This window comes from Achromobacter xylosoxidans A8 (assembly GCF_000165835.1).
Classification (GTDB): domain Bacteria; phylum Pseudomonadota; class Gammaproteobacteria; order Burkholderiales; family Burkholderiaceae_B; genus Achromobacter; species Achromobacter xylosoxidans_B.
The window spans coordinates 1,969,461-1,992,003 of sequence record NC_014640.1; the positions used below are offsets into that span (position 1 = coordinate 1,969,461).

A 22,543-nucleotide genomic window follows, 5' to 3' on the forward strand; every position below is an offset into this window, starting at 1 on the left:
TGCGGCCCCATGCGGAATCAGTATTCATTGGAATGCCGGGGCGGATCGATCGCGGTGCGTGTCTCGGAAGCAGCAAAGCTGGCGGCGTTCGACCCCGGCAAACTCTCCCCCGAGGCGCGCCAGAGCTGGGAGCGGATGGGGCATGGCTTCAAGGCCTGGCACGACTTCGACCAGCGCCATCCCATCTTGCGCCGCCTGGTGCGCCTGCCCCTGGTGGGCCGCTGGTACCGCAATGCGCGGCGCCGCTATGTGCTGCGGGCCAGCGGCAAGCTGGTGGTCTGAGGCCGCTTTATTATTTACGGCGCCTGCCCAGCAGGTGATAAGCCAGCCAGATGGCGGCGCCGATTGCGATGGCCACGGCCAGCTTGGTCTCGACGCCATGCAGGCGTCCCAGCATCGATTCGATGGTCTGTCCGAACAGGTAGCCCAAGGCGCTGAAGCACATCGCCCAGATGGCGGCGGCGATGGCGTTGAGCACCAGGAAGCGCAGCGGCGGCACGTTCGATACGCCCAGCGCCACCGGTCCCACCGTGCGCAAGCCGTACAGAAAGCGCAGGCTCAGGATGAAGCCGTGCGGATAGCGGTCCACCGCCGCCAAGGCCTTTTCGAAAGCGGGTTTCTCGCGGACCCGCCGGACATAGCGATGATCGCGATAGCGGCGGCCCAGGAAGAACAACGCCTGATCGGCGAGGAACGAACCGGCGAAGGCGCACAGCATTACGTAGGGCAGGTGCAGCAGATGCTGGTGCGCCAGGAAGCCGGCGAACACGACCACGCTTTCGCCTTCGAGCAGCGTGCCGCCGAACACCGCCCACAGGCCATAGTCGACGATGAACTGATGCAGGGCCGGATTCATCTGGGCCGCTCGGCCACGATGCGCGCCAAGGTCTGCAGGGCGCTGGTGATCTCGGGCGTGGTGCGTTGCCCGCAACTGATACGCAGGAAGTGGTTGTAGCGCGCGCCGTTGGAGAACATGGCGCCGGGCGCTACCCGTATGCCTTGGCGCAGGGCAGCTTCAAATACCTCCATGCCCAGGCGGCCGTCGGGCATTTCCACCCATAGCAGCATGCCGCCTTGCGGCATGCTCAGGCGGGTGCCGGGAGGAAAGTGCGCGGCAATGGTCTCGGCGGTCTGGTCGCGCTGCATCTTCAGGTGCCGGCGCAGGCGCGACAGGTGCCGGTCGTAGGCGCGCGAGCCCATGAATTCGGCCACGGCGATCTGCGCCAGTGGTTCGTTGGGGCGGCTCTGGGCGAACTTCAGCATGGCGATGCGGGTTTTCCAGCGGCCGCCCAGCAGCCAGCCCAGGCGCATGCCCGGCGCCAGCGTCTTGTGCATGGACGAGCAATAGATCACGTTGCCGGTCGCGTCCCACGACTTGGCTGCGGCCAGCGGCGTGTCGTCGTCGGTCAGCGCGCCGTACGTGTCGTCCTCGATCAGCGGCACTTGCTGGCGCTCGCACAGGGCGACGAGCCGCGCCTTTTCCGCGTCCGGCATGACGCAGCCCAGCGGGTTCTGGAAATTGGGCACCACCACCACGGCGCGGATATTGCCATGGGTCTGGAACGCCAGGTCCAGCGCTTCGATCGACAGGCCGTGCTGCGGACTGGTGGGAATCTCCAGCGCCCGCATGCCCAGGCTTTCCAGGATTTGCAGCAGGCCGAAGTAGGCCGGCGATTCGACCGCGATTGTGTCGCCGGGCCGGGCCACTGCGCGCAGCGCCAGGTTCAGCGCCTCGATGCAGCCATGCGTGACGATGACGTCGTCGGGCGTCGCATTGATGCCATTGGCCAGCGCCCGGCGGGCCAGCACGGCGCGCAGGTCTGGATGCCCTTGCGGCGGCACCGGGCTCACCAGCACCTCGGGCGATTGGCGCAGCGCGCGCATCATGGCCTGCTTCAGTTCCTCTAGCGGGTAGGCCTCGGGCACGGCGGCGGCCAGGGCGAAGTTGGCGCTGACCGGATGCGCTTCGCACTTGGCCACGAAGTCCGAGACCCGGTCGTGGATGCCCACGTACTGCGCGGCGCCGAGTGTCTGGCGGATGTCGGGTTCGTCGACGGGCGGGATGCTGTTGCGCCGTGGTTTGAGCACGAAATAGCCCGAGCGGGGGCGCGCTTCGATCAGGCCGTCGTCTTCCAGCTGGCGGCAGGCCTGCAGCGCCGTCGACAGGCTGACGTGATGGGTGCGCACCAGGGTGCGGACCGAGGGCATGCGCTGGGCCGGCGCCAGCACGCCCGTCTGGATGGCGCGCCGGTAATGGTTGGCCAGGCGTAGGTATAGCGGTTGCGGGTCCATGCGCCGATCATGCTCCCCGAGGTTGGAATGAGGGTAGGCACAGATTCATGCAAAGTACACCATAACAGCGTGAAAATCGAGGATCTGCATCGGTACAGAAACCCTGGGATTGTGACTGTTGCGCATAGCAGGGCGAGCGTAGCCTGTAGTTGTCCGACAGGAGACGACGATGATTGCGACTTACCCCCCCGATGCCCAGGCCCGCCGCCTGGAACTTGCCGCCGGCGCCAGCCGGAAACTGGTCTTGCGCGCCGGCGCCACGCTTGTGTGCGTCAGCGGCAGCGTGCGGGTCGAGGAGCCGGTCAACGGCCCGGAAGCCGCGGGCGGACTGCCTGGGGCGGTATCCGTGCGTATCAATGCGGGGGAGGGGCACGGCCTGGGCTACGGTGGCGTGGCGCAGGTCACGGCCATCGGCCCGGCGGAGCTGATCTGCCTGGACAGCCCGGGCTATGCGCAGCGCTTTTTTCGGGCCGCCGCCGTTTTTTTTCAGCTGGAACTGCTCAAAAACCGAAAAAATCGGCTGGGTGCGCTGCACAAGATTTCAAAATGATGTATGATTCACACATCAGACGCGGGGTGGAGCAGTCTGGCAGCTCGTCGGGCTCATAACCCGAAGGTCGTAGGTTCAAATCCTGCCCCCGCAACCAGTTTCAAGCAGGACCGGCCCGTTCCGGCAGCATGGCAAAAATGCTGCGACGGATAGGCCCTTGCAGAAGAAAGCCGCGATTTTCATCGCGGCTTTTTTTTCGCCGTCGCGGCAGGATTCCCTGGGCCGCTTGCTCTGCGTCAAACCTTTGTTCCAGTCCGGACTTTCCCTGGTGTTCGCGGCCGCACAGGCCGCCAACCCTGCGCTACCATGGGTCACGCGCGCTAGGTTGCCGCACTCGAGGAGGGTCCATGGGAACAGCAAAATACGATCATCCTGGCTATGTCGCCGATGCTGGCGCTGACGGCAAATACCACGTGGGCATCTGGTGCCCCCACGGCTATCCTGCCCATATTCATATCGGCCGTCCCGCGGACCGCGGCGATCCCCAGGCGATGCTACGCCTGCGCATACCGGACGGGGTGTTCCAGTCCTTGCCGGACGATCCCGAAACCCTGTGCCGCCGTGCGCTCGGCCAGGCGCTGGATGCCGGCCTGCTGTCTTCCGTCTCGGTGGATGGCGAATACCAGGAACTGCGTTTCCAGATGGACGCCGAACCCTGGTCCGGCCCGATGCAGGCCGCGGGCCACGCGTGATTCCGCGGCGCATGCCCGGGCTGAATTACCCACAGCTACTGTGGACAAGCCTTGGGATAGCCTCTGCGTATTTCGGGTTTTCCCTGTCATAACAATGACTTGGTAACGCCGCTCAATAAACGCCCCAACGGGGCGTTTATTGCTTCCCGCCAGCCGCGCGCGGTGGCTATGCGACAATCTTTTCCCTTTCTGGCGCGCCCGCGCCTGATTTGCCATTTCCTCCCGGTTCGTTCCCCATGCCTAGTGCTACGCCTATCCATTCCTGCGGCCTGAAGGCGCCGGCGCCATGAGTCCGGCCGTCGCACGCGTCGCCGTGATAGGTGGCGGTCCCGCCGGCTTGATGGCGGCCGAGCGTCTGAGTGCTCAGGGGCTGGAGGTGGATGTATTCGATGCGATGCCATCGGTTGGCCGCAAGTTCCTGATGGCGGGGCGGGGCGGCTTGAACCTGACTCATAGCGAGCCGGCCGCGCCGTTCCTGGCGCGCTATGGCGATCGCGCCGCCCGCGTGGCGCCCTGGCTGCAGGCGTTGGACGCGGACGGCTTGCGCGAGTGGACGCACGGTCTGGGCATCCAGACCTTCGTGGGCTCGTCCGGCCGCGTGTTTCCCCAGGAGATGAAAGCGGCGCCCCTGTTGCGGGCCTGGCTGGCCAGGCTGCGCGCCAGCGGCGTGCGCTTGCACATGCGCCACCGCTGGCTGGGGTGGCCGGCCGATTCGCGGCCCGCCGCGGCCGCCTTGCGCTTCCAGACGCCCGAGGGCGAGCAGGACTACGCAGCAGATGCCGTGGTGCTGGCGTTGGGAGGCGGCAGTTGGGCCAAGCTGGGGTCGGACGGCGCCTGGACCGGCGGCCTGCAGGCGCATGGCGTCGCGGTCGCGCCGCTGCGTCCGGCCAATTGCGGCTTCGATGTGGCATGGTCGGATCACTTCCGCGAGCGCTACGCCGGGCAGCCCGTGAAATCCGTGGCCATGGCCTGCGAGACGGTGGCCGGCAAGACGCCCGCCAGGCAGGGCGAGTTCGTCGTGTCGGAAACCGGCGTGGAAGGCAGCCTGGTGTATGCCTTGTCGGCGCCGCTGCGCGACCGGATCGACGTCCAGGGGCATGCCATCGCCCTGCTGGATCTGGCTCCGGATTGGTCCCAGGAAAAGGTGATGGCAGCGGTGACGCACCCTCGAGGCTCGCGTTCCATGTCCAGCCATCTGCAGAGCCGGCTGGGGCTGACCGGGGTCAAGGCGGGGCTGCTGCGCGAATGCGCTTCGGCGGAAGACTTCCGCGATGCCGAACGTTTGGGCCTGCGCATCAAGGCCTTGCCGCTGCGCCTGCTGCGCGCGCGGCCGATGGACGAAGCCATCAGCACGGCGGGCGGCGTGTCGTTCGACTCGCTGGATTCCGGCCTGATGCTGCGCGATATTCCTGGCGTGTTCTGCGCCGGGGAAATGCTGGATTGGGAGGCGCCGACTGGCGGCTATCTGCTGACGGCATGCATGGCGAGCGGCGTGATCGCCGCTGCCGGAGTGCTGGAATTCCTTCGGTCGGGCGGACGGGTGCCGCCGCAAGCCTGAGGCCGCGGGGTTTCAGGAGCCCGAGGAGTAGGGCGCCAGGCCCAGCGGTGCGCGCGGCGCCAGGTCGCCGACGACATGCCCCACCACCGGTGCGCCGCCTTCGGGTTGCGTAACGATGCCGATGACGCGGGTAATCGCACTGGCCGGGATTTCGGTGCCGTGCGCGGGATCCTGCACCAACTGCCAGATGGTGGCTTCCGCGGGAATGGCGTCTTGATCGACCAGTTCAGAACTGTCCAGGCAACTGCGGGCAAAGGCAGACCAGTCCGACGCGTTGCAGGGCAGGCCGTGGGCGGTGGCCAGGCGGGCCAGGGCCAGGGGCGCATCCGCCTGGGCGGCGGCGTGCTGGGCGGCGGCTCCCAGGGAGACATCCAGCGACAGCAAGCGCAGGAACTCTACGACGTTGTCGGTATTCTTCATTGTGCGGTCTCCTGCGGTAACTGTTCTGTTTATGGCCCCGAACCTGCTGGCAAGCCGGGCGGTGTTTCAGGCTGGACCTTGGCCCAGCATCGACACCAGGGATTGTTTCAGGCGGGCCGAAAAAATGGGTACCGTATGGGACACCCCGTCGCGGTCCACGCCCTCTTTGAGTTCGACCGATTGGCCGAGAAAAATATCCGGCGCGGCGCCTATTTCGTTGTAGCGGGCCAGCAATTCATTCACGTTTTGCTGCGCATCGGCCAGCGTGCTGCTTTCAGCCAGCTTGCCGGCGGTATGCGCCTGCAAAATTCGGTGGAGATCGTCGATGAAGAGCGCCAATGCCGCTTGTCCGCGGCATTGGGGTTGTTCCCAGCCCCAGCCCTGGTGGGCGGAACCGGCGTTCTGCGATGCGTGTTTCTTGGTCATTTGCGAATCCTAATCGATTGGCGGCAATTGCGCGACAGGCGAACGCAAGCCTTTCGAATAGTGTTTGATCTCGCGCCGATGCGGCCGGCAGCGGCTGCGGAGCCCGTGTCCGCCCGATGCCCAAATGAGGGTCTTTGGGGTATGCTGGCTTCACTTTCCAAGCCCAGACAGGAGATGTCCATGAAGAACAAAGTCTTTCTCGTCATGTTGCTTTCGATCGCTGCCGTCTCGGCGGGATGCAACACCGTAGCCGGGGCAGGCAAGGACATTCAGCGGGGCGGCGAGAAGATCGAGGGCGCCGCCACCAAATAGGCCTTCGTTCTCCGCGCCGCAATTCCGGCCCAGAAGCCGCGAGACATGCCCATGCATCCCTCTCGCGGCTTTTTTGTTGCCGGATCGCGGCCCCCCCCTCCTGGCATAATTCGGGAAGTTGAATTCGATCGTGGGAAGTGTCATGCGCAAGTCTTTGTGGGTGGGAATGGCGTTTGCGGCCCTGTTGGCCGGCTGCGCGAGCAAAGGGGTCTACGAGTCCGATGCCGTGGTGACGGAGACCTTCACCGTCAATACCCACTACGAAGCGGCTTTCCGCCGCGCGGGCGAGTATGTGCGTACCTGCCATGTGAATGTGCAGCACGCCTACAACGTGGCCTATGCCTGGCGCCACGTGAAAGGCGAGAAGGGCGCGCCCGACGAGGTGCAGCTCTATAAGGTGACGGAACCCGCCAAGGTGCTGGAATTGATGACTGTCGAAAGTGCCAGTCCCTCGACGTCCAAGGTAAGCATCACGGTACTGGGCGAAGGCCGTTGGGATGCGGCCGAAATCGCCGCCGCCCGCGCTTCGATCCAGAGCGCCACGCCGGTCTGCCGCAAGGGCGGCGAAGGCTGAACGATGGACGCCCGCGCCCAGCAGATCCGCGCCAGCGGCCTGTCATTCTCGCTGTTGGCGGGGGCATTCCGCTTCCTGGGCTGGCTCAATGGCGGCGCGGCGCTGGTCCTGACGGGCTTTTCGCTGGGCGTGGTGGGGGGCGACATCGCCGCGCCGGATCTGCAGCTGCCGCTGGCGTTGTTGCTGGGCGGCCTGCTGGCTGCCTGCCTGGGAATATTGTTCGCCTACCTGGCGCAGGTCAGCCTGTTGCGCCAGGGCTACACCGGCCATCTGACGCGCGCTCACTGGCCCGCGCAGATTCTGGCCATGCTTTGCTACCTGATCAGCGCGCTTGCCTTCTGCGCCGCCTGCTGGCTGGCGGCTGCGCAGGCAATCACGGATGCGCCCCAGACCACCACAGCCTATGCAAGGCGGTAGTTGCGGGTAAACCCGTGTGCGCAAAAACGTTGGACTTGGATTTGTGTTGAGAATAATATGCGCACAGCGTATATAAATCTCCTGTTCGGGGCCCGTCATGACCATCTCCCAGCAAGCCTTCCTGCGCGACGCCATGCGGCGCCTGAATCTCACCCGCGACGTGTTCGCGACCCGCATCGGCGTCAAGCGCCGCGCGCTCGATACCTGGTTGCTGCCAGAGGGCTCGCAGGAATTCCGTGCGATGCCGGAAGTGGTGCAGCGCTTCGTCAGTGAAATCGTCCAGAACGGCGTCTTGCTGGAAAAATATACGCAAAGCGTACAAGAAGGTCCTTTGCGTGACCGTATCGCGGTGGAGGGCAAGCATCAGTTGCTGTCGGTGGATCAATTCACCCGCGAATCGGTGGAGGATCTGTTCCGCGTGGCCGACATGATGCAGCCCATCGCCCGCCGCCAGAAGGTGTCCCGCGTGCTGGAAGGCGCGGTGCTGGGCAACCTGTTCTTCGAGGCCAGCACCCGCACCCGCGTCAGCTTCGGCTCGGCGTTCTGCCGCCTGGGCGGCTCGGTCTGCGACACCACCGGCTTCACGTTCTCGTCCATGGCCAAGGGCGAATCGATCTACGACACCAGCCGCGTCATGAGCGGTTACGTGGATGCCATGGTCATCCGCCATCCGGACCAGGGTTCGGTCGCGGAGTTCGCCCGCGCCACCAACATTCCCGTGGTCAACGGCGGCGACGGCCCGGGCGAGCACCCCAGCCAGGCCCTGCTGGACCTGTACACGATCCTGACGGAGTTCTCGCGCCTGGGCAAACTGCTGGACGGCGCGCATATCGCCATGGTCGGCGACCTGAAGTACGGCCGCACCGTGCACTCGCTCATCAAGCTGATGGCGCTGTACAAGAACGTGAAGTTCTCGCTGGTGTCGCCCAAGGGCCTGGAAATGCCGTCCTACATCATCGAGCAGGCCAGCCGCAACGGCAACGTCATCGAGCAGAAGAGCTCGCTGGCCGAGGGCCTGGCCGGCGCCGACGTGATCTACGCGACGCGCGTGCAGAAAGAGCGCTTCGCCAACGAAGAAAACGAAGGCTACACCCCGGACTTCCAGATCAGCCGCGCCATCATCGACGCCTACTGCGGTCCGGACACCATCGTGATGCACCCGCTGCCGCGCGACAGCCGTCCCGGCGCCAACGACCTGAGCGTGGACCTGAACCACGACCCGCGCCTGGCGATCTTCCGCCAGACCGACAACGGCATCCCCATCCGCATGGCGATCTTCGCGGTGTTGCTGGGCGTCGAGGGCCTGGTCCAGCACTCCCTGCGCGATGTGACCTGGCAGCATCCGTCCCATATCGGGCCGGACGATTCGTCCTTCCACGGACTCGAATAAGCGCCGGGCGCCGGCCCGAATAGCCCTAGGCCCAGGCCGCAGGACGGCCCCGGCCCGGGGTTTTCAAGCATAATCCGCGCTGGTTTTTTCTGTCGCGTGTCGTTTCCGGACACGCCGTGGAGCCTTCGGGCGGATTATCTATATGTCTTCAAGCAGTCTTGGCGTCCCGCCAATTCCCGACCGGCACGCTGGCGCATCCGATCAGGCGTGCTACCTGAGCGCGTCCAACGAACAGGCCTGGATTGCGGTCTACCAGTCGGTTGACGCCTATACGCGCGGGCAAGTCGCCGCGGTGGTGGGCGACAGCCTCTCAGAACTGGTCGACGCCTTTTATTCCACCCTGCTGGCCGACGCCGAGGCCGGCCCGCGGCTGTCCCATGAAATCGTGTCGAGCCGCCTGCATGCGGGCATGACGCGCTGGCTCAAGGGGCTGCTGTGCGTGCGCGACCAGGGCGACATCGCCGCCCTGATGGCCACGCAGAAAAAGGTGGGCGAGGTGCATGCCCGCGTCCATATCCCCATCCATCTGGTGATGGCCGGCGCCCGCATCCTGAAAAACGAGATTGCCCTGCGCCTGCGCGTCAGCGACCTGGACGGCATGGCCGCGTCCGTGGCCACCCAGTACGTGTGCAATCTGTTCGACCTGGCGGTCGAGCAGATGAGCCGCGCCTTCATGCGCGACATCAGCCGCGGCGCCCGCAACGACGAGGCCTACCGGCTCTTCGCGCTGGGCCAGAACATCTCCACGGAACGCGAGCGGCAGCGCGCCGCCTTGCTGGAATGGAGCCAGGCGGTGCTGATCGGCCTGCACTACCGCGCGCCGGGACAAAGCCTGCCGCGGCTGGCGGCCTCGGAATTCGGGTTGTGGTTGCAGCACAAGGGCGGGGCGATGTTCGAAAGCGCGCCTGGCCTGCAGCAGATCACGGACGCCGTCGCGCAGCTGGACGGCGTGGTGCTGCCTCAATTGATGCGAGGCGAGGAACTGGGGCAGGCCGGGGCCATGCCCGACCACGTGCGCGAATTGCAGGAGCTGGTGGCGCGCATCAAGCACCTGCTCAACGGCCTGTTCGATATGGTGGCGGAGATAGAGAGCGGTAGCGACCCGCTGACCAATGTGCTGAACCGGCGCTTCCTGCCCTCGGTGATCGGGCGCGAGATATCGATTGCGCGGCGCCAGCGCAGCGAATTCTCGGTCCTGTTGCTGGATATCGACCACTTCAAGGCCATCAACGACCAGCACGGCCACTCCGGGGGCGATCAGGTGCTGCGCCAGTTCGCCGAGGTCCTGCACCAGGCGTGCCGCTCCAGCGATTTCGTGTTCCGCTATGGCGGCGAGGAATTCCTGGTGGTGCTGGTCGACGCGCCGCGCGAGGCCGCGCTGGCCGCGGCCGAGAAGCTGGGCGCGGAGATCCGACGCCATGTCTTCAATATTCCCGAGGCCGGCCCGCTGCACATCACGGCCAGCATCGGCGTGGCGACGTTCGACGGCCATCCGGACTACGCCTATCTGATCGACCGCGCCGACCAGGCGCTCTACCAGGCCAAACAGGCCGGCCGCGACCGCGCCGTGGCGGCCTGAGGCCAGTCTTGCAGACATGAAAAAGGCCGCCCTGCCAAGGGCGGCCCAGCTTGCAGGCGCGATGGCGCCCGCGGCTTACACCTTCTTTTCGCCGCCGAGCGCGTCGACCAGCTCGGCCATCATCTTGGCCAGTTCGCCCGTCATCAGCATCATGTCGGAATCGAACTTCTCGTCGTCGTTGGCGGCCACGCCTTCATTGCCTTCCTTCAACACGTCCAGGGGCGCGACGCGCTTGACGTCCAGGCCTTCTGTCAGGACGAAAGAAATGCGGTCGGCCCAGGTCATGGCCAGGCGGGTGCACTGCTTGCCCGACTGGATATGGCGGCGCACGTCGTCGGCGTCGATCGAATGCTTGACGTAGCGGATGGCCGCGCCGCTTTCGCCCGAGGAACGCAGTTCGGTGTCCTGGTCGATGGAGAAGTTGGCCGGAGCCTCGTCCTCGGCCAGCCAGCCGGTCATGGCTGAAGCCGGGGACTGGGCCACATACAGGTTCTCGAGCGGGAAGGGATCCACGCACTTGGCCAGGAGGCCGATGACTTCGTCGGCCTTGGCCGAGGCGGCCGCATCGATGACCAGCCAATGGTTCTGCGGGTCGATCCAGATGCGGGTGTCGCGGTACACGCTGAAGGCGCGCGGCAGGAGCTCGTCGGTGACGCGTTCCTTGATTTCCTTCATTTGCTTGCGGCCCGGCTTGTAGCCTTGCTGCTCTTCGATTTCCTGGGCGCGGGCCTTGGCGACCTGGTTGACGACCGTACCCGGCAGGAGCTTTTTCTCGGCGCGCAGGCTCAGCAGGATCTGGCCATTGACCACATGGGCCAGGCCGCCGTTTTCGCGCGGCGGCACCCAGCCCAGGCTTTGCATTTCGAGGTTGTTGCCGCTTTGGTAGGCATGCCGCGCGAGCGTTTCTTCAAGCTGGTCGCCGACCAGCGTCCACGGCGAGGAGAGGCGATAAATCTTGAGATTCTTGAACCACATGAGCGTCGGCCAAAAGGGTTGATTCTATACGACGCGGGCGCTTTGCCGAAGTGCGGCAATACCGCAGCGTGATGCGACACCTTCTGTCACTGACAGCCGCGGGCCTATGCGCTAATGTCCGCGCAGCAAGTCGAACTGGAGAGAAAAAATGAAGATCATCGGCGCCATCTTGATCGTCCTGGGCATCGCCGCCCTGGCCTACAAGGGCTTCAATTACAAATCCGAGGAGACCGTGCTGCAGATCGGTTCGGTCAAGGCTACCGCCGAGACCGAGAAGTCCGTGGCGATCCCGGCCTGGGCCGGCATCGCGGCCATTGTGGCCGGCGTGCTGGCGATCGGCGTGGGCATGCGCCGCTGATCGCCGGCGGCCCAGGCCGCCGCTTGCAGTATCCGACAATGGCGACCGCCTCGCGGTCGCCATTTTTGCGTGCCTTGCGTGCGCCAGCACAAAAAAAAGCGGCCCGGCTCATTGAGGGCCGGGCCGGTACGGGAGCACGCAATACCGCGTCATAAAAGGCTCGCGGGGAACGCGGTATCGGTGTCAGAACACTGGCCCTGCAATCGTCCGACAGGGGGATCAATCGTCGGTCGATCTGGCGCAAGGCCGTAATCTGAGCGCTCAGTCTAATGGCGCGGGTCTGACATGGTCCTGAAAGTGCGGATCTCTTTTTCGCCAGGGCGCAGCGAAAAGGGGCGGCCTGAACGGAGGCAAAAAAAAAGCTCCATAAGGAGCTTTTGAAAGGCCGGGCGGGCGCAGCAGTCCCGTCCGGCGGGGGATGGCCGTTTATGCGTTGATGTCGTTGTCCTTGGATTCGCGCACGAACAGCGTGCCGATGACCAGGGTCATGACTGCAATGATGATCGGATACCACAAGCCGTCGTAGATGTTGCCGGTTGCGGCAACCACGGCGAAGGCGACCGGGGGCAGGAAGCCGCCGAACCAGCCGTTGCCGATGTGGTAGGGCAGGCTCATCGACGTGTAGCGGATGCGGGTCGGGAACATTTCCACCAGCATGGCGGCGATCGGGCCGTACACCATGGTCACGTAGAGCACCAGGATGGTCAGCAGCACCACGACCATGACGTTGTTGCTTTGCGCCGGGTCAGCCTTGGCGGGATAGCCGTGGCTGCGGATGGCGGTGGTCAGCGACTTGTCCAGTTCGGCGGCCTTGGCCTTGAAGTCCGCCGGGGCCATGGTCTTGCCGTCGAACGAGGCGAACTCGTCGTTGCCGATCTTGACCTTGGCGACCGAGCCGGCCGGCGCTGCTTCGTTCTTGTAGTTCACCGAGTTGCGGGCCATGAACGACTTGACCACGTCGCAAGAGCTGGTGAACGACGAGGTGCCCACCGGATTGAACTGGAACGAGCAGGTGGCCGGGTCCGCGATCACGGTGACCGGGGCCGTGGCCTGAGCCTTTTCCAGCGCCGGATTGGCGAAGTGCGTGATGCCCTGGAAGATCGGGAAGTAGGTGATCGCGGCGATCAGGCAGCCTGCCATGATGATGGGCTTGCGGCCGATCTTGTCGGACAGCGCGCCGAAGACCACGAAGAACGGAGTGCCGATCAGGAGCGCGATGGCGATCATGATGTTGGCGGTATTGGCGTCGACCTTCAGCGTCTGCGTCAGGAAGAACAGGGCGTAGAACTGGCCCGTGTACCAGACCACGGCCTGGCCGGCGGTCAGGCCCAGCAGCGCCAGGATCACGACCTTCAGGTTCTTCCATTGGCCGAACGATTCAGCGATCGGCGCCTTCGAGCCCTTGCCTTCTTCCTTCATGCGCTTGAAGGTCGGCGATTCGCTCAGTTGCAGGCGGATCCACACCGAGATGCCCAGCAGCACGACCGAGATCAGGAACGGAATGCGCCAGCCCCAGGCCTTGAATTCGTCTTCGCCCATGAACGTGCGGATGCCGAGGATGACCAGCAGCGACAGGAACAGGCCCAGGGTCGCGGTGGTCTGGATCCAGGACGTGTAGAAGCCGCGGCGGCCATGCGGCGCGTGTTCCGCGACGTAGGTCGCGGCGCCGCCGTACTCGCCGCCCAGCGCCAGACCTTGCAGCAGGCGCAGCACGATCAGGATGGCGGGAGCGGCCAGGCCGATGCTGGCGTAGCTGGGCAGCACGCCCACGAGGAACGTGGACAGGCCCATGATCACGATCGTGACCAGGAAGGTGTATTTACGTCCGACCAGGTCGCCCAGGCGGCCGAACACCAGCGCGCCGAACGGCCGCACGGCGAAACCGGCGGCGAACGCCAGCAGGGCGAAGATGAAGCCCGCGGTGGGGTTCACGCCCGAGAAGAAGTGTTGCGCGATGATGGCTGCGAGCGAGCCGTAGAGGTAAAAGTCGTACCACTCGAAAACCGTGCCCAGCGACGACGCAAAGATGACGCGGCGCTCATCCTTGGTCATCGGGCGCGGATCCGCGGATGGACCGCGGCCTGCCATGGTTGTTGTGCTCATGATGTCTCCTCGGTTTTTATGGCCGGCGGTTGTCCGCCGTGCTCCGCCCGCAGCCGGCGAGACCGACATTGAGCTATACGCAACATTGGGGGGCGAGGCTGACGAGGTTCTGACGAGATCCTTACTTGAGTCTTAAAATTGAAACAACAAGTAACTGTCCCCTGGGGCGCTAGGGATAGTCCTAGGGTGCAGCGGACGAATCCGGGGCCTCGGCATAAAGCGGAAAGACCACGCGGATGCGCATGCCGGGGAGGTTCGAATGCGCTGTGGGGTGGTCGTTGATTTCGACGCTGGCCTGATGTTTCTGGGCGATCTCCCGCACGATGGCGAGGCCCAGTCCGCTGCCGTCGGACTGGGTGCCCAGCACGCGGTAGAAGCGGTCGAACACGCGTTCGCGTTCCTCTGGCGGAATGCCGGGGCCTGAGTCTTCCACCTCCAGCACCGCATGCCCGTCCTGGACCTGCGCGCGCACGGTGATATGGCCGCCGCGCGGCGTGTAGCGCAGCGCGTTGTCCACCAGGTTGTTGAGCAGTTCGGCCAACAGCAGGGGGTTGCCGTTGATCTCCACCGGGTGGTCGGAGCCTTCGAAGCCCAGATCAGTGCTCAGCGCGAGCGCCTGCGGCACCCAGTGCATGGCCTGTTCGTAGGCGATGGTATTGATGTCCGTGCGCGTGAGGCCGATGGCGCTGGGATTTTCGGCCCGGGCCAGCAACAGCAGCTGGTTCACCAGGCGCGTGGCGCGCTCAGAACCGGTCACCAGTTGGCGCAGGCTGGACTGCATTTCCTCGGGGCTGGCGTCGCGCAGGGCCAGTTCGGCCTGAGTGCGCAGGCCGGCCAGCGGCGTCTTCAACTGGTGCGCGGCGTCCGCGACGAAGCGGCGCTGCGCCTGCACGTTGGACGAAAGCCGGTCCAGCAGGTCGTTCATGGCGGCCACCAGGGGCGCGATCTCGGTCGGCGCGGCGCGCTCGTCGATGGGGGAAAGGTCGTCGGGCCGGCGCGCCCGCAGACGCTGCTGCAGCGCGTTCAACGGCGCCACCCCGCGCGACAGCCCGAACCACACCAGCAGCACGGCGACGGGCAGTACCACGAACTGCGGAATGATCACGCCCTTGATGATGTCGTTGGCCAGTTGCGTGCGTTTTTCGACGGTCTCGGCCGCGATCAGCAGCGCCGGCTGCGTATCGGGCAAGTGCAGGTCCACCCAGGTGAACGCAAGCCGGATGCCGAAGCCGCGCAAGGTCGCGTCTTCGTATTGCACTTCGCCCGGGCGGGGCTGGCCTACGGTGGAGGGCAGGGGCAGCGCGCGGTCGCCGCCCAGATATTCGCCGCGGCTGCCCAGCGCCAGCCAGAATACGCTGTCGGTTTCGTCGGCATGCAGCACCTCGCGTGCGGTGTCCGTCATCTTCAGCACGGCCCGGCCGTCCTGCGCGTGGACCTGCAGGGTCAGGACGTGGAGGTTGTTGGCCAGCGCGCGGTCGTAAGGCACGTTGGCGATGTTCTGGGCCACCACGTAGGTGATGGCCACGCTCATGGGCCACAGGAGGAATAGCGGCGCCAGCATCCAGTCCAGGATCTCGCCCAGCAGGGAGCGCTGCGGCGGCGCGAAGCTCGGACCCTTGGCCCCCGCCCGCATGACATCCAGTGCTTCCTGGTTCAGCGCTTCCGGCGGCGCTGCTTCAGCTTGCGAGGTACGCCGCACCCTGGTCCCGCTCAAGACAGTAGCCCAGGCCGCGCACGGTCACGATCTTCACGCCGCTGGGTTCCAGCTTCTTGCGCAGGCGGTGGACGTAGACCTCGATGGCGTTGGTGCTGACCTCTTCGCCCCATTCGCACAGGTGGTCGACCAGCTGGGTCTTGCTGACCATGCGGCCGCTGCGCGTCAGGAGGATCTCGAGCAGGCTGACTTCGCGCGCCGACAGGTCCAGGGTCTGGTCGTCGACCATGGCGACGCGGCCTGTCTGGTCGAACAGCAGGCGGCCGTGCTTGATCATGGTGGCGCCGCCGCCCGCGCCGCGCCGGGTCAGGGCCCGCACGCGGGCCTCGAGCTCGGACAGCGCGAAAGGCTTGGCCATGTAATCGTCGGCGCCCAGGTCCAGGCCCTTGACGCGCTGCTCGATGCTGTCGGCCGCCGTCAGGATGAGCACCGGCAGGGCGGAGTTGCGGGCGCGCAGGCGCCGCAGCACTTCCAGCCCGGCCAGTTGCGGCAGACCGAGGTCCAGGATGAGCAGGTCGAACGCCTGGGCCGCCAGCGCTGAATCGGCCGCCAGCCCATCGCGCACAGCGTCCACGGCGTAGCCATTGTGGCGCAACGAACGGGACAGGCCGTCGGCCAGGATGCTGTCGTCTTCGGCGATCAGGATGCGCATGGGCTACAGTGAGAAAAGACCCCGCGGCGCAAAGGGGACAAAACGCCGGGTTCGTCTGGCATTCTGGCATAGGGCGCCATGCTTGCCACTCAGGGTATACGTGCAAAACACTGGCACACTGGGTTTATGTACAGTATAATCCGATGCCATAATCTGACCCGTTGCTCAAAGCACCCGCCTAAACCTGCGGCACTTCCCTAGACACCAGATACGTTACAGACAGGACTCTACATGGACGACAAAACCACCAAGGCCGCCGCATCGGAAAAGGCCAAGGCGCTTGCCGCCGCGCTTTCGCAGATCGAAAAGCAGTTCGGCAAGGGCTCGATCATGCGCTACGGCGACAACGATGTTTCGCATGACATCCAGGTGGTTTCCACGGGCTCCCTGGGGCTGGACATCGCGCTGGGCGTCGGTGGCCTGCCGCGTGGCCGCGTGGTTGAAATCTACGGTCCGGAATCCTCGGGCAAGACCACGCTGACCCTGCAAGTGGTCGCTGAAATGCAAAAGCTGGGCGGCACCTGCGCCTTCGTCGACGCCGAACACGCGCTGGACGTGCAATACGCCTCCAAGCTGGGCGTGAACCTGGCCGACCTGCTGATCTCGCAGCCGGACACGGGCGAGCAGGCCCTGGAAATCACCGATGCGTTGGTGCGCTCCGGTTCGGTTGACCTGATCGTCATCGACTCGGTGGCCGCGCTGGTGCCCAAGGCCGAAATCGAAGGCGAAATGGGCGATTCCCTGCCCGGCCTGCAAGCCCGCCTGATGAGCCAGGCGCTGCGCAAGCTCACCGCCACCATCAAGAAGACCAACTGCATGGTCATCTTCATCAACCAGATCCGCATGAAGATCGGCGTGATGTTCGGCAACCCCGAAACCACCACCGGCGGCAACGCGCTCAAGTTCTACGCCTCCGTGCGCCTGGACATCCGCCGCATCGGCTCCATCAAGAAGGGCGACGAGGTCGTCGGCAACGAAACCCGCGTCAAGGTCGTGAAGAACAAGGTCGCGCCGCCGTTCAAGCAGGCCGAATTCGACATCATGTACGGCGCCGGCATCTCGCGCGAAGGCGAAATCATCGACCTGGGCGTCGCCGCCAACGTCGTGGACAAGTCCGGCGCCTGGTACAGCTACAACGGCAACCGCATCGGCCAGGGCAAGGACAATGTCCGCGAGTACCTGAAAGAGCACAAGGCACTCGCCATCGAAATCGAGAACCGCGTCCGCGAGAACCAGGGCATCGTCAGCCGCGCGGCCGAGTTCGTGCCGACCGCGGAAGACACCGCCGAAGAGTAATCGGATCGGGGGCGGGCCTTGCGCAGCGGATTCATATCTGCCGCCAGCGGCCCGCATATCTCGTCGCAGCCCGAACATGTGCGGCAGGCGCCAGGACGGGCCTGCCGTTATGCATAGCAAGCAGGATACGCATGAGCTGGAAACCGCCGCCCGCTACAGCCGAACGCCTACGCGCCAAGCTGGACGATGAATTCGAAACCGTGGCCAAGCCCCAGGGCTTGCGCCGCACTTCGGATGCGCGCCGCGAGCAGGAAGTGGAATCCGGCGAGGCGCCGGATTCATGGAGCCGCAGCTCGGAAGCGGGTAGTGTGCGGCGCGGGCGCCGCGCCGCTGCGGCCGAGGACGGCCCGGATGCCGATGGACAAACAGCCCGCAAGGGGCCTTCGTTGAAGATGCGGGCCGTAGGCTATCTGTCGCGCCGCGAACATGCCCGCGAGGAATTGGCGCGAAAGCTTGCCGCCCACGCCGAGGATCCGGCCGAGGTCGAGGCCGTGCTCGATGCCCTGGAAAAGGAAGGCTGGCTGTCCACCGAGCGTTTTGCGCAAAGCCTGGTCCATCGGCGCGCCTCGCGCCAGGGGGCGGCGCGCATCGTGCAGGAATTGCGCCAGCACGGGGTGGACGACAACCAGGTCGCCGAATTGCGCGAACAGCTGCGGGCCACCGAGTACGACCGCGCGCTGGAGGTCTGGAAGAAGCGCTTCAGCGCCAAGCCGGAAGACCGTGCGGCCTATGCCAAGCAGGCCCGCTTCCTGGCCAGCCGCGGCTTTGCGCATGACGTGATCCGCCGGATACTGGGCGAGGGCGACGAGGATTGAGCAGCCCTGTTCAGGGCTTGTCCGTATGCCTATGAAAATCCGTCGCGGCGGATTTTCCAAAAGCGAGCCGGCGGGCGGGGCGGGCCTTATTCCTGGATGGCAGACAGGAAGTCCGGGTCCTTGGCCAAGGCTTCGGTGCTGAGCCGTATCGAATCGTTTAGCGAAGTGAAGAAATTGGCGAACTTGTTCGTGCGTCGCTTGGTTTCCTTGGTTTGCGTATACACGGGCTTCTGCGTGGCCTTGTCGGTCACGACATAAGCAATACGCAGTGTCCAGTCCACCGAATAACCCAGGTCGTCCGCCAGGAATTCCTCGACTTCGGCGGTCAATAGACGGCGTTGTTGGTTGCCATTGACCTTGACGCCGATGAAGCGCAGTTCGGCAAAGGTGGCGTCCCGGACAAAGTCCTTGACGTCCTTTTCGAGCAATATGTTTCCGATCGCGGTGTTGCGGACCTGATTCGGAGCGATTTGCGGAGCGCGGTAGCTGCCAGCGGAGTTCGGTGAGCTGGCCTGCTGGGAGGTCGACAGGCCGGCGTTGGCGTAGCGCTGGGATTTGGGCTGTTCTGCAGTCTCTTTCTTGTTGGGTTCGTAAGTGAAGTCACCGACTTCGACGGCCCCTTCAGCGCTGATCACCGACGAAGGCGAGTACTGGACCGGGAGCGTGTTCGGAACGTTGCCACAACCCGCCAGCAAGGCGATGGAAGCAAGAATGGTCGAACGCCCGATAACGCGCGCTGAGAACAACGATTGCAAGAACATGTTTTGCTGCCGGCTCGAAGGTTTGAGGGAGCAGCATTCTAAACCTTATGTGCCAAATTGAATCTTATTATTTTTTAATGTATCGAGAATCGGCGGCGCACGGCAGGGGCGCTATTTCGCCGATTTGATCCCCGACAAGGTCTTGAAGCACACATTCCGGGTAATGGTCAGGAACTCATCGATATACGACGCGTCCGTGTCCTCGCTGCGCACCGTGGCGTACAACGTGCGCCATACGCCTTGCGGGCCCAGTCGACACTGCCGCAGCCAGCCCTGATTCATGTATTCCGTCAGCGCCCAGTTGGGTAGCGCGGCCACGCCGCGGTTGCTGGCCACCAGTTGCGCAATGATGGGTGTGAGCTCCGCGCGCCGGATGGCGGCGGGTTCCACGTCGGCCGGGTCGAGGAACGCCGTGAAAACGTCCAGGCGCTGCTTGTCCACCGGGTAGGTGATCAGCGTCTGGTCGGCCAACTGGTCCGGCATGACGAACTTGCTGCCGGCCAGCGGATTGGATTCCGACACGGCCAGCACCAACTCATATTTGAACAGCGGCAGGTATTCCACCGCGTCCAGCGGTTGGGGATCGGACGTAATGACCAGATCCAGGTCGCCGCGCACCAGGGCGGGCAGGGGAGCGAAGGAAAACGCCGCCGACAGATCCAGCGCCACGTCCGGCCATTGCACCCGGAAAGCATCCAGCGCCGGCATCAACCACTGAAAGCAGGAATGGCAGTCGATCGCCAGGTGCAGCCGCCCAGTGCGGCCCGCGGCCAGCCGCTGCAGGTCCCGTTCCGTCGCGCGGATGCGCGGCAGCACCTCGTCCGCCAGCGCCAGCACCCGCAGGCCCGCCGTCGTCAGCCGGGCCGGCCGCGTGCGGCGGTTCAGCAAAGGAGTGCCCAGCCGGGTTTCCAGGTCGCGCAACTGGTGCGACAAGGCCGACTGGGTCAGATGCAGGCGCTCGGCGGCTTCCTGCAGGCTGCCGCCGTCGCGGATGGCGGTGAGCGTTTCAAGATGGCGGATTTCAAGCATGGGTGACTGCAGGGATCGGGAATAAGCTCATATTGTATGAGATTTCCTCATTTTATGAATGTAGACATTGATTTTGATTCATTTTGGTTTGGCCTCAGAATAGCTGCCACTTGAACAAATTTTGTCTAAGGGCGGTGATGTCATGACTATTATTCATAATTTGGGGTTCCCCCGCATCGGTGCTCAGCGTGAACTGAAGCGCGCGGTTGAGGCTTATTGGGCCGGCAAGCAGACCGCCGAAGAACTCGAACAGACCGGTCGCGACCTGCGCGCCAAGCACTGGAAGCTGCAGGCTGCAGCCGGCCTGAAGTTCGTACCGGTGGGTGACTTCGCCTGGTACGACCAGATCCTGGAATGGACCACGCTGCTGGGCGCCGTGCCCGCCCGTTTCGGCCAGAAGGACAACGAGCCCGTCACGCTGGACACGCTGTTCCGCATGGGGCGCGGGCGCGCGCCGTCGGGCAAGCCCGCCGCCGCCTGCGAAATGACCAAGTGGTTCGACACCAATTACCACTACATCGTGCCGGAACTGGTGCCGGGCCAGACCTTCCGCATCGCCCGCGAATCGCTGTTCGAACAGATCCAGGAAGCACAGGCCCAGGGTTACGCCGTCAAGCCCGTGATCCCCGGTCCGCTGACCTGGCTGTACCAGGGCAAGGGCGACGCCTTTGCCGCCGGCGCCGCCGACGCGGGCAAGCTGCAACTGCTGGCCGCATTGCTGCCCGTCTACCAGGAAGTGCTGGCGCGCTTCGCCAAGCTGGGGGTGCCGTGGGTGCAGATCGACGAGCCCATCCTGGCGCTGGATCTGCCGCAAGCCTGGCGCGATGCGTTCAAGCAGACCTATGACCAGTTGTCCGCCAGCCCGGTCAAGCTGCTGGTGGCCACCTATTTCGACGGCCTGAAGGACAACCTGCCGACTGCGCTGGGCCTACCCGTGGCCGGCCTGCACGTGGACCTGGTCCGCGCGCCCGAGCAACTGGCGGAAGTGGTTTCCGGCCTGGGCGCCGAGCAGGTGCTGTCTGCCGGCGTGATCAATGGCCGCAACATCTGGCGCACCGACCTGGACGCCGCCATTGCCACGCTGACCCCGATCAAGCAGCAATTGGGCGACCGCCTGTGGCTGGCGCCGTCATGCTCGCTGCTGCACGTGCCGGTGGACCTGGCCTATGAAACCGAATTGGACGCCGAACTCAAGAGCTGGCTGTCCTTCGCCGCGCAAAAGCTGGAAGAACTGAGCCTGCTGGGCCGCGCCCTGGACAGTGCAACGCAAGCCGCCGCGCAGGACGGCCTGGCCAGGCAGCGCGCCGCGCTGGCTGCCCGCCGTTCCTCGACCCGCATCCATAATCCGGCCGTCGGCCAGCGCATGGCCGGCGCCGCCGCCGTGTCGCGCGACCGCGCGCCGTTCGCCGGCCGCATCGCCCGCCAGCAGGAACAGCTGGGCCTGCCCGCCTACCCGACCACGACCATCGGGTCCTTCCCGCAGACTGCCGAAATCCGTGCGCTGCGCCGCGACTGGAAGTCGGGCGCGCTGACGGACTCGGGCTACGAGACTGCCATCCGCAAGGAAATCGAGGAAGTCATCCGCTTCCAGGAGAAAGTTGGCCTGGACGTGCTGGTGCACGGCGAACCCGAGCGCAACGACATGGTGGAGTACTTCGGCGAACTGCTGGCCGGCTTTGCCTTCACCAAGAACGGCTGGGTCCAGAGCTACGGTTCGCGTTGCGTCAAGCCGCCGATCATCTTCGGCGACGTCGCCCGTCCCGCGCCGATGACGGTGGGCTGGTCGTCGTACGCGCAGTCGCTGACCGACAAGCCGGTCAAGGGCATGCTGACCGGGCCGGTCACCATCCTGCAATGGTCGTTCGTGCGCGACGACCAGCCGCGCGAGCAGACCTGCCGCCAACTGGCGCTGGCGCTGCGCGACGAAGTGGTGGATCTGGAAGCCGCCGGCATCAGCGTCATCCAGATCGACGAACCCGCCATCCGCGAGGGCCTGCCGCTGCGCCGCGCCGATTGGCAGGCCTACCTGGACTGGGCCGTGGATTGCTTCCGCCTGTCGACCGCCGGCGTGCGCGACGAGACGCAGATCCATACGCACATGTGCTATTCGGAGTTCAACGACATCATCGAATCCATCGCCGCCATGGACGCGGACGTGATCACGATCGAAACGTCGCGCTCCAACATGGAGCTGCTCAAGGCCTTCGAGGACTTCCGCTATCCCAACGACATCGGTCCAGGCGTGTACGACATCCATTCGCCGAATGTGCCCGAAGTGGATTGGATGGTCGGCCTGATGGAGAAGGCTGCGGCCCGCCTGCCCAAGGAGCGCCTGTGGGTCAATCCTGACTGCGGCCTGAAGACGCGCGCCTGGCCTGAAACCGAAGCCGCGCTGATCGGCATGGTGGAGGCGGCGCGGGCCTTGCGCCAGGCGGCCTGAGCAGACAGCTAGCCGTAGCGCCGCCGGATTCCATGGGTCCGGCGCCCACCCTGATCCGCGCATGTCGCGCGCGGATCAGGGTTTTTTCTTTGCAGCCGCAAGGTCTCTGTGATGGCTGCAAACCACAGCTTGGGCGCGGCGCCGATGTTTTTTTCAATCCTGCTTGAACGAAATTCCGCGGCATGGGTCA

At 65.0% G+C, this 22,543-nt stretch carries 23 protein-coding genes and 1 tRNA gene; 14 read left to right on the forward strand and 10 right to left on the reverse strand.

Annotation, left to right across the window (positions count from 1 at the left end; genetic code table 11):
• Positions 1–9: 9 nt before the first annotated feature.
• Positions 10–282 (forward strand): hypothetical protein, encoded by a 273-nt coding sequence (locus AXYL_RS09185; protein ID WP_013392518.1) that lies wholly within the window; start codon positions 10–12, stop codon positions 280–282.
• Between the two features lie 10 nt (positions 283–292).
• Here AXYL_RS09185 and AXYL_RS09190 read toward each other — a convergent pair whose 3' ends face one another.
• Both AXYL_RS09190 and AXYL_RS09195 read right to left on the reverse strand, forming a co-directional pair.
• On the reverse strand, positions 293–856 hold the full coding sequence (locus AXYL_RS09190; protein ID WP_013392519.1) for a DedA family protein: 564 nt from the start codon (positions 854–856) through the stop codon (positions 293–295).
• Complete coding sequence (locus AXYL_RS09195; protein ID WP_013392520.1) at positions 853–2,292, reverse strand: PLP-dependent aminotransferase family protein; 1,440 nt, start codon at positions 2,290–2,292, stop codon at positions 853–855. The genes AXYL_RS09190 and AXYL_RS09195 overlap by 4 nt, the downstream gene beginning before the upstream one ends.
• A gap of 169 nt (positions 2,293–2,461) precedes the next feature.
• Between AXYL_RS09195 and AXYL_RS09200 the strand changes: the two genes are divergently transcribed.
• From AXYL_RS09200 to AXYL_RS09215, 4 genes are all read left to right on the forward strand, one after another.
• Positions 2,462–2,842 carry a hypothetical protein gene (locus AXYL_RS09200; protein ID WP_013392521.1) on the forward strand — a complete coding sequence of 127 codons (381 nt, stop codon included), beginning with the start codon at positions 2,462–2,464 and terminating at the stop codon, positions 2,840–2,842.
• A gap of 20 nt (positions 2,843–2,862) precedes the next feature.
• Positions 2,863–2,939: transfer RNA gene (locus tag AXYL_RS09205), tRNA-Met, on the forward strand.
• Between the two features lie 250 nt (positions 2,940–3,189).
• Positions 3,190–3,534, forward strand: a complete 345-nt coding sequence (locus tag AXYL_RS09210) for a hypothetical protein (protein ID WP_013392522.1) — start codon at positions 3,190–3,192, stop codon at positions 3,532–3,534.
• Positions 3,535–3,820: 286 nt separating this feature from the next.
• The gene (locus AXYL_RS09215) at positions 3,821–5,092 is read left to right on the forward strand and encodes a TIGR03862 family flavoprotein (protein WP_013392523.1); all 1,272 of its coding nucleotides are present in this window, start codon (positions 3,821–3,823) and stop codon (positions 5,090–5,092) included.
• Between the two features lie 12 nt (positions 5,093–5,104).
• Here the strand turns inward: AXYL_RS09215 and AXYL_RS09220 are convergent, their stop codons facing one another.
• Together AXYL_RS09220 and AXYL_RS09225 are read right to left on the reverse strand one after the other, a co-directional pair.
• Positions 5,105–5,512, reverse strand: coding sequence for a hypothetical protein (locus tag AXYL_RS09220; protein WP_013392524.1), 408 nt, complete (start codon positions 5,510–5,512; stop codon positions 5,105–5,107).
• A 66-nt stretch (positions 5,513–5,578) separates the two neighbouring features.
• Positions 5,579–5,938 (reverse strand): hypothetical protein, encoded by a 360-nt coding sequence (locus tag AXYL_RS09225; protein ID WP_013392525.1) that lies wholly within the window; start codon positions 5,936–5,938, stop codon positions 5,579–5,581.
• Positions 5,939–6,118: 180 nt separating this feature from the next.
• Between AXYL_RS09225 and AXYL_RS09230 the strand changes: the two genes are divergently transcribed.
• From AXYL_RS09230 to AXYL_RS09250, 5 genes are all read left to right on the forward strand, one after another.
• Positions 6,119–6,250 carry an entericidin A/B family lipoprotein gene (locus tag AXYL_RS09230; RefSeq protein WP_013392526.1) on the forward strand — a complete coding sequence of 44 codons (132 nt, stop codon included), beginning with the start codon at positions 6,119–6,121 and terminating at the stop codon, positions 6,248–6,250.
• A 142-nt stretch (positions 6,251–6,392) separates the two neighbouring features.
• Positions 6,393–6,824 (forward strand): BPTD_2524 family lipoprotein, encoded by a 432-nt coding sequence (locus tag AXYL_RS09235; protein ID WP_013392527.1) that lies wholly within the window; start codon positions 6,393–6,395, stop codon positions 6,822–6,824.
• 3 nt (positions 6,825–6,827) lie between these two features.
• Positions 6,828–7,241 carry a hypothetical protein gene (locus AXYL_RS09240; RefSeq protein ID WP_013392528.1) on the forward strand — a complete coding sequence of 138 codons (414 nt, stop codon included), beginning with the start codon at positions 6,828–6,830 and terminating at the stop codon, positions 7,239–7,241.
• Positions 7,242–7,338: 97 nt separating this feature from the next.
• Positions 7,339–8,631 carry an aspartate carbamoyltransferase gene (locus AXYL_RS09245; RefSeq protein ID WP_013392529.1) on the forward strand — a complete coding sequence of 431 codons (1,293 nt, stop codon included), beginning with the start codon at positions 7,339–7,341 and terminating at the stop codon, positions 8,629–8,631.
• A gap of 142 nt (positions 8,632–8,773) precedes the next feature.
• Positions 8,774–10,210, forward strand: coding sequence for a diguanylate cyclase (locus AXYL_RS09250; RefSeq protein WP_013392530.1), 1,437 nt, complete (start codon positions 8,774–8,776; stop codon positions 10,208–10,210).
• Positions 10,211–10,285: 75 nt separating this feature from the next.
• On the opposite strand, the gene AXYL_RS09255 is transcribed toward AXYL_RS09250, so the two are convergent.
• Entirely contained in the window at positions 10,286–11,185 is a 900-nt protein-coding gene (locus tag AXYL_RS09255) for a recombination-associated protein RdgC (protein WP_013392531.1), read from the reverse strand.
• Positions 11,186–11,333: 148 nt separating this feature from the next.
• Here AXYL_RS09255 and AXYL_RS09260 point away from each other — a divergent pair, with 148 nt between their 5' ends.
• Complete coding sequence (locus AXYL_RS09260) at positions 11,334–11,543, forward strand: hypothetical protein (RefSeq protein WP_013392532.1); 210 nt, start codon at positions 11,334–11,336, stop codon at positions 11,541–11,543.
• 426 nt (positions 11,544–11,969) lie between these two features.
• Here the strand turns inward: AXYL_RS09260 and AXYL_RS09265 are convergent, their stop codons facing one another.
• The 3 genes from AXYL_RS09265 to AXYL_RS09275 form a co-directional block, all read right to left on the reverse strand.
• Complete coding sequence (locus tag AXYL_RS09265; RefSeq protein ID WP_041652979.1) at positions 11,970–13,631, reverse strand: MFS transporter; 1,662 nt, start codon at positions 13,629–13,631, stop codon at positions 11,970–11,972.
• Between the two features lie 196 nt (positions 13,632–13,827).
• The gene (locus AXYL_RS09270) at positions 13,828–15,207 is read right to left on the reverse strand and encodes a sensor histidine kinase (protein ID WP_085947850.1); all 1,380 of its coding nucleotides are present in this window, start codon (positions 15,205–15,207) and stop codon (positions 13,828–13,830) included.
• Positions 15,208–15,322: 115 nt separating this feature from the next.
• Positions 15,323–16,012 (reverse strand): response regulator transcription factor, encoded by a 690-nt coding sequence (locus AXYL_RS09275; protein ID WP_013392535.1) that lies wholly within the window; start codon positions 16,010–16,012, stop codon positions 15,323–15,325.
• 231 nt (positions 16,013–16,243) lie between these two features.
• On the opposite strand from AXYL_RS09275, the gene recA reads away from it, so the two are divergent.
• A complete protein-coding gene (recA, locus tag AXYL_RS09280; RefSeq protein ID WP_013392536.1) occupies positions 16,244–17,308 on the forward strand; it encodes a recombinase RecA in 1,065 nt (354 codons plus the stop codon).
• Between the two features lie 131 nt (positions 17,309–17,439).
• On the forward strand, positions 17,440–18,123 hold the full coding sequence (gene recX / locus AXYL_RS09285; RefSeq protein WP_013392537.1) for a recombination regulator RecX: 684 nt from the start codon (positions 17,440–17,442) through the stop codon (positions 18,121–18,123).
• An 86-nt stretch (positions 18,124–18,209) separates the two neighbouring features.
• Here the strand turns inward: recX and AXYL_RS09290 are convergent, their stop codons facing one another.
• Together AXYL_RS09290 and AXYL_RS09295 are read right to left on the reverse strand one after the other, a co-directional pair.
• Positions 18,210–18,884: a hypothetical protein gene (locus tag AXYL_RS09290; protein WP_013392538.1), complete on the reverse strand. Its 675-nt coding sequence runs from the start codon at positions 18,882–18,884 to the stop codon at positions 18,210–18,212.
• Positions 18,885–18,995: 111 nt separating this feature from the next.
• Entirely contained in the window at positions 18,996–19,913 is a 918-nt protein-coding gene (locus AXYL_RS09295) for a LysR family transcriptional regulator (protein ID WP_013392539.1), read from the reverse strand.
• 142 nt (positions 19,914–20,055) lie between these two features.
• On the opposite strand from AXYL_RS09295, the gene metE reads away from it, so the two are divergent.
• Positions 20,056–22,353 (forward strand): 5-methyltetrahydropteroyltriglutamate--homocysteine S-methyltransferase, encoded by a 2,298-nt coding sequence (gene metE / locus AXYL_RS09300; RefSeq protein WP_013392540.1) that lies wholly within the window; start codon positions 20,056–20,058, stop codon positions 22,351–22,353.
• Positions 22,354–22,543: the final 190 nt, after the last annotated feature.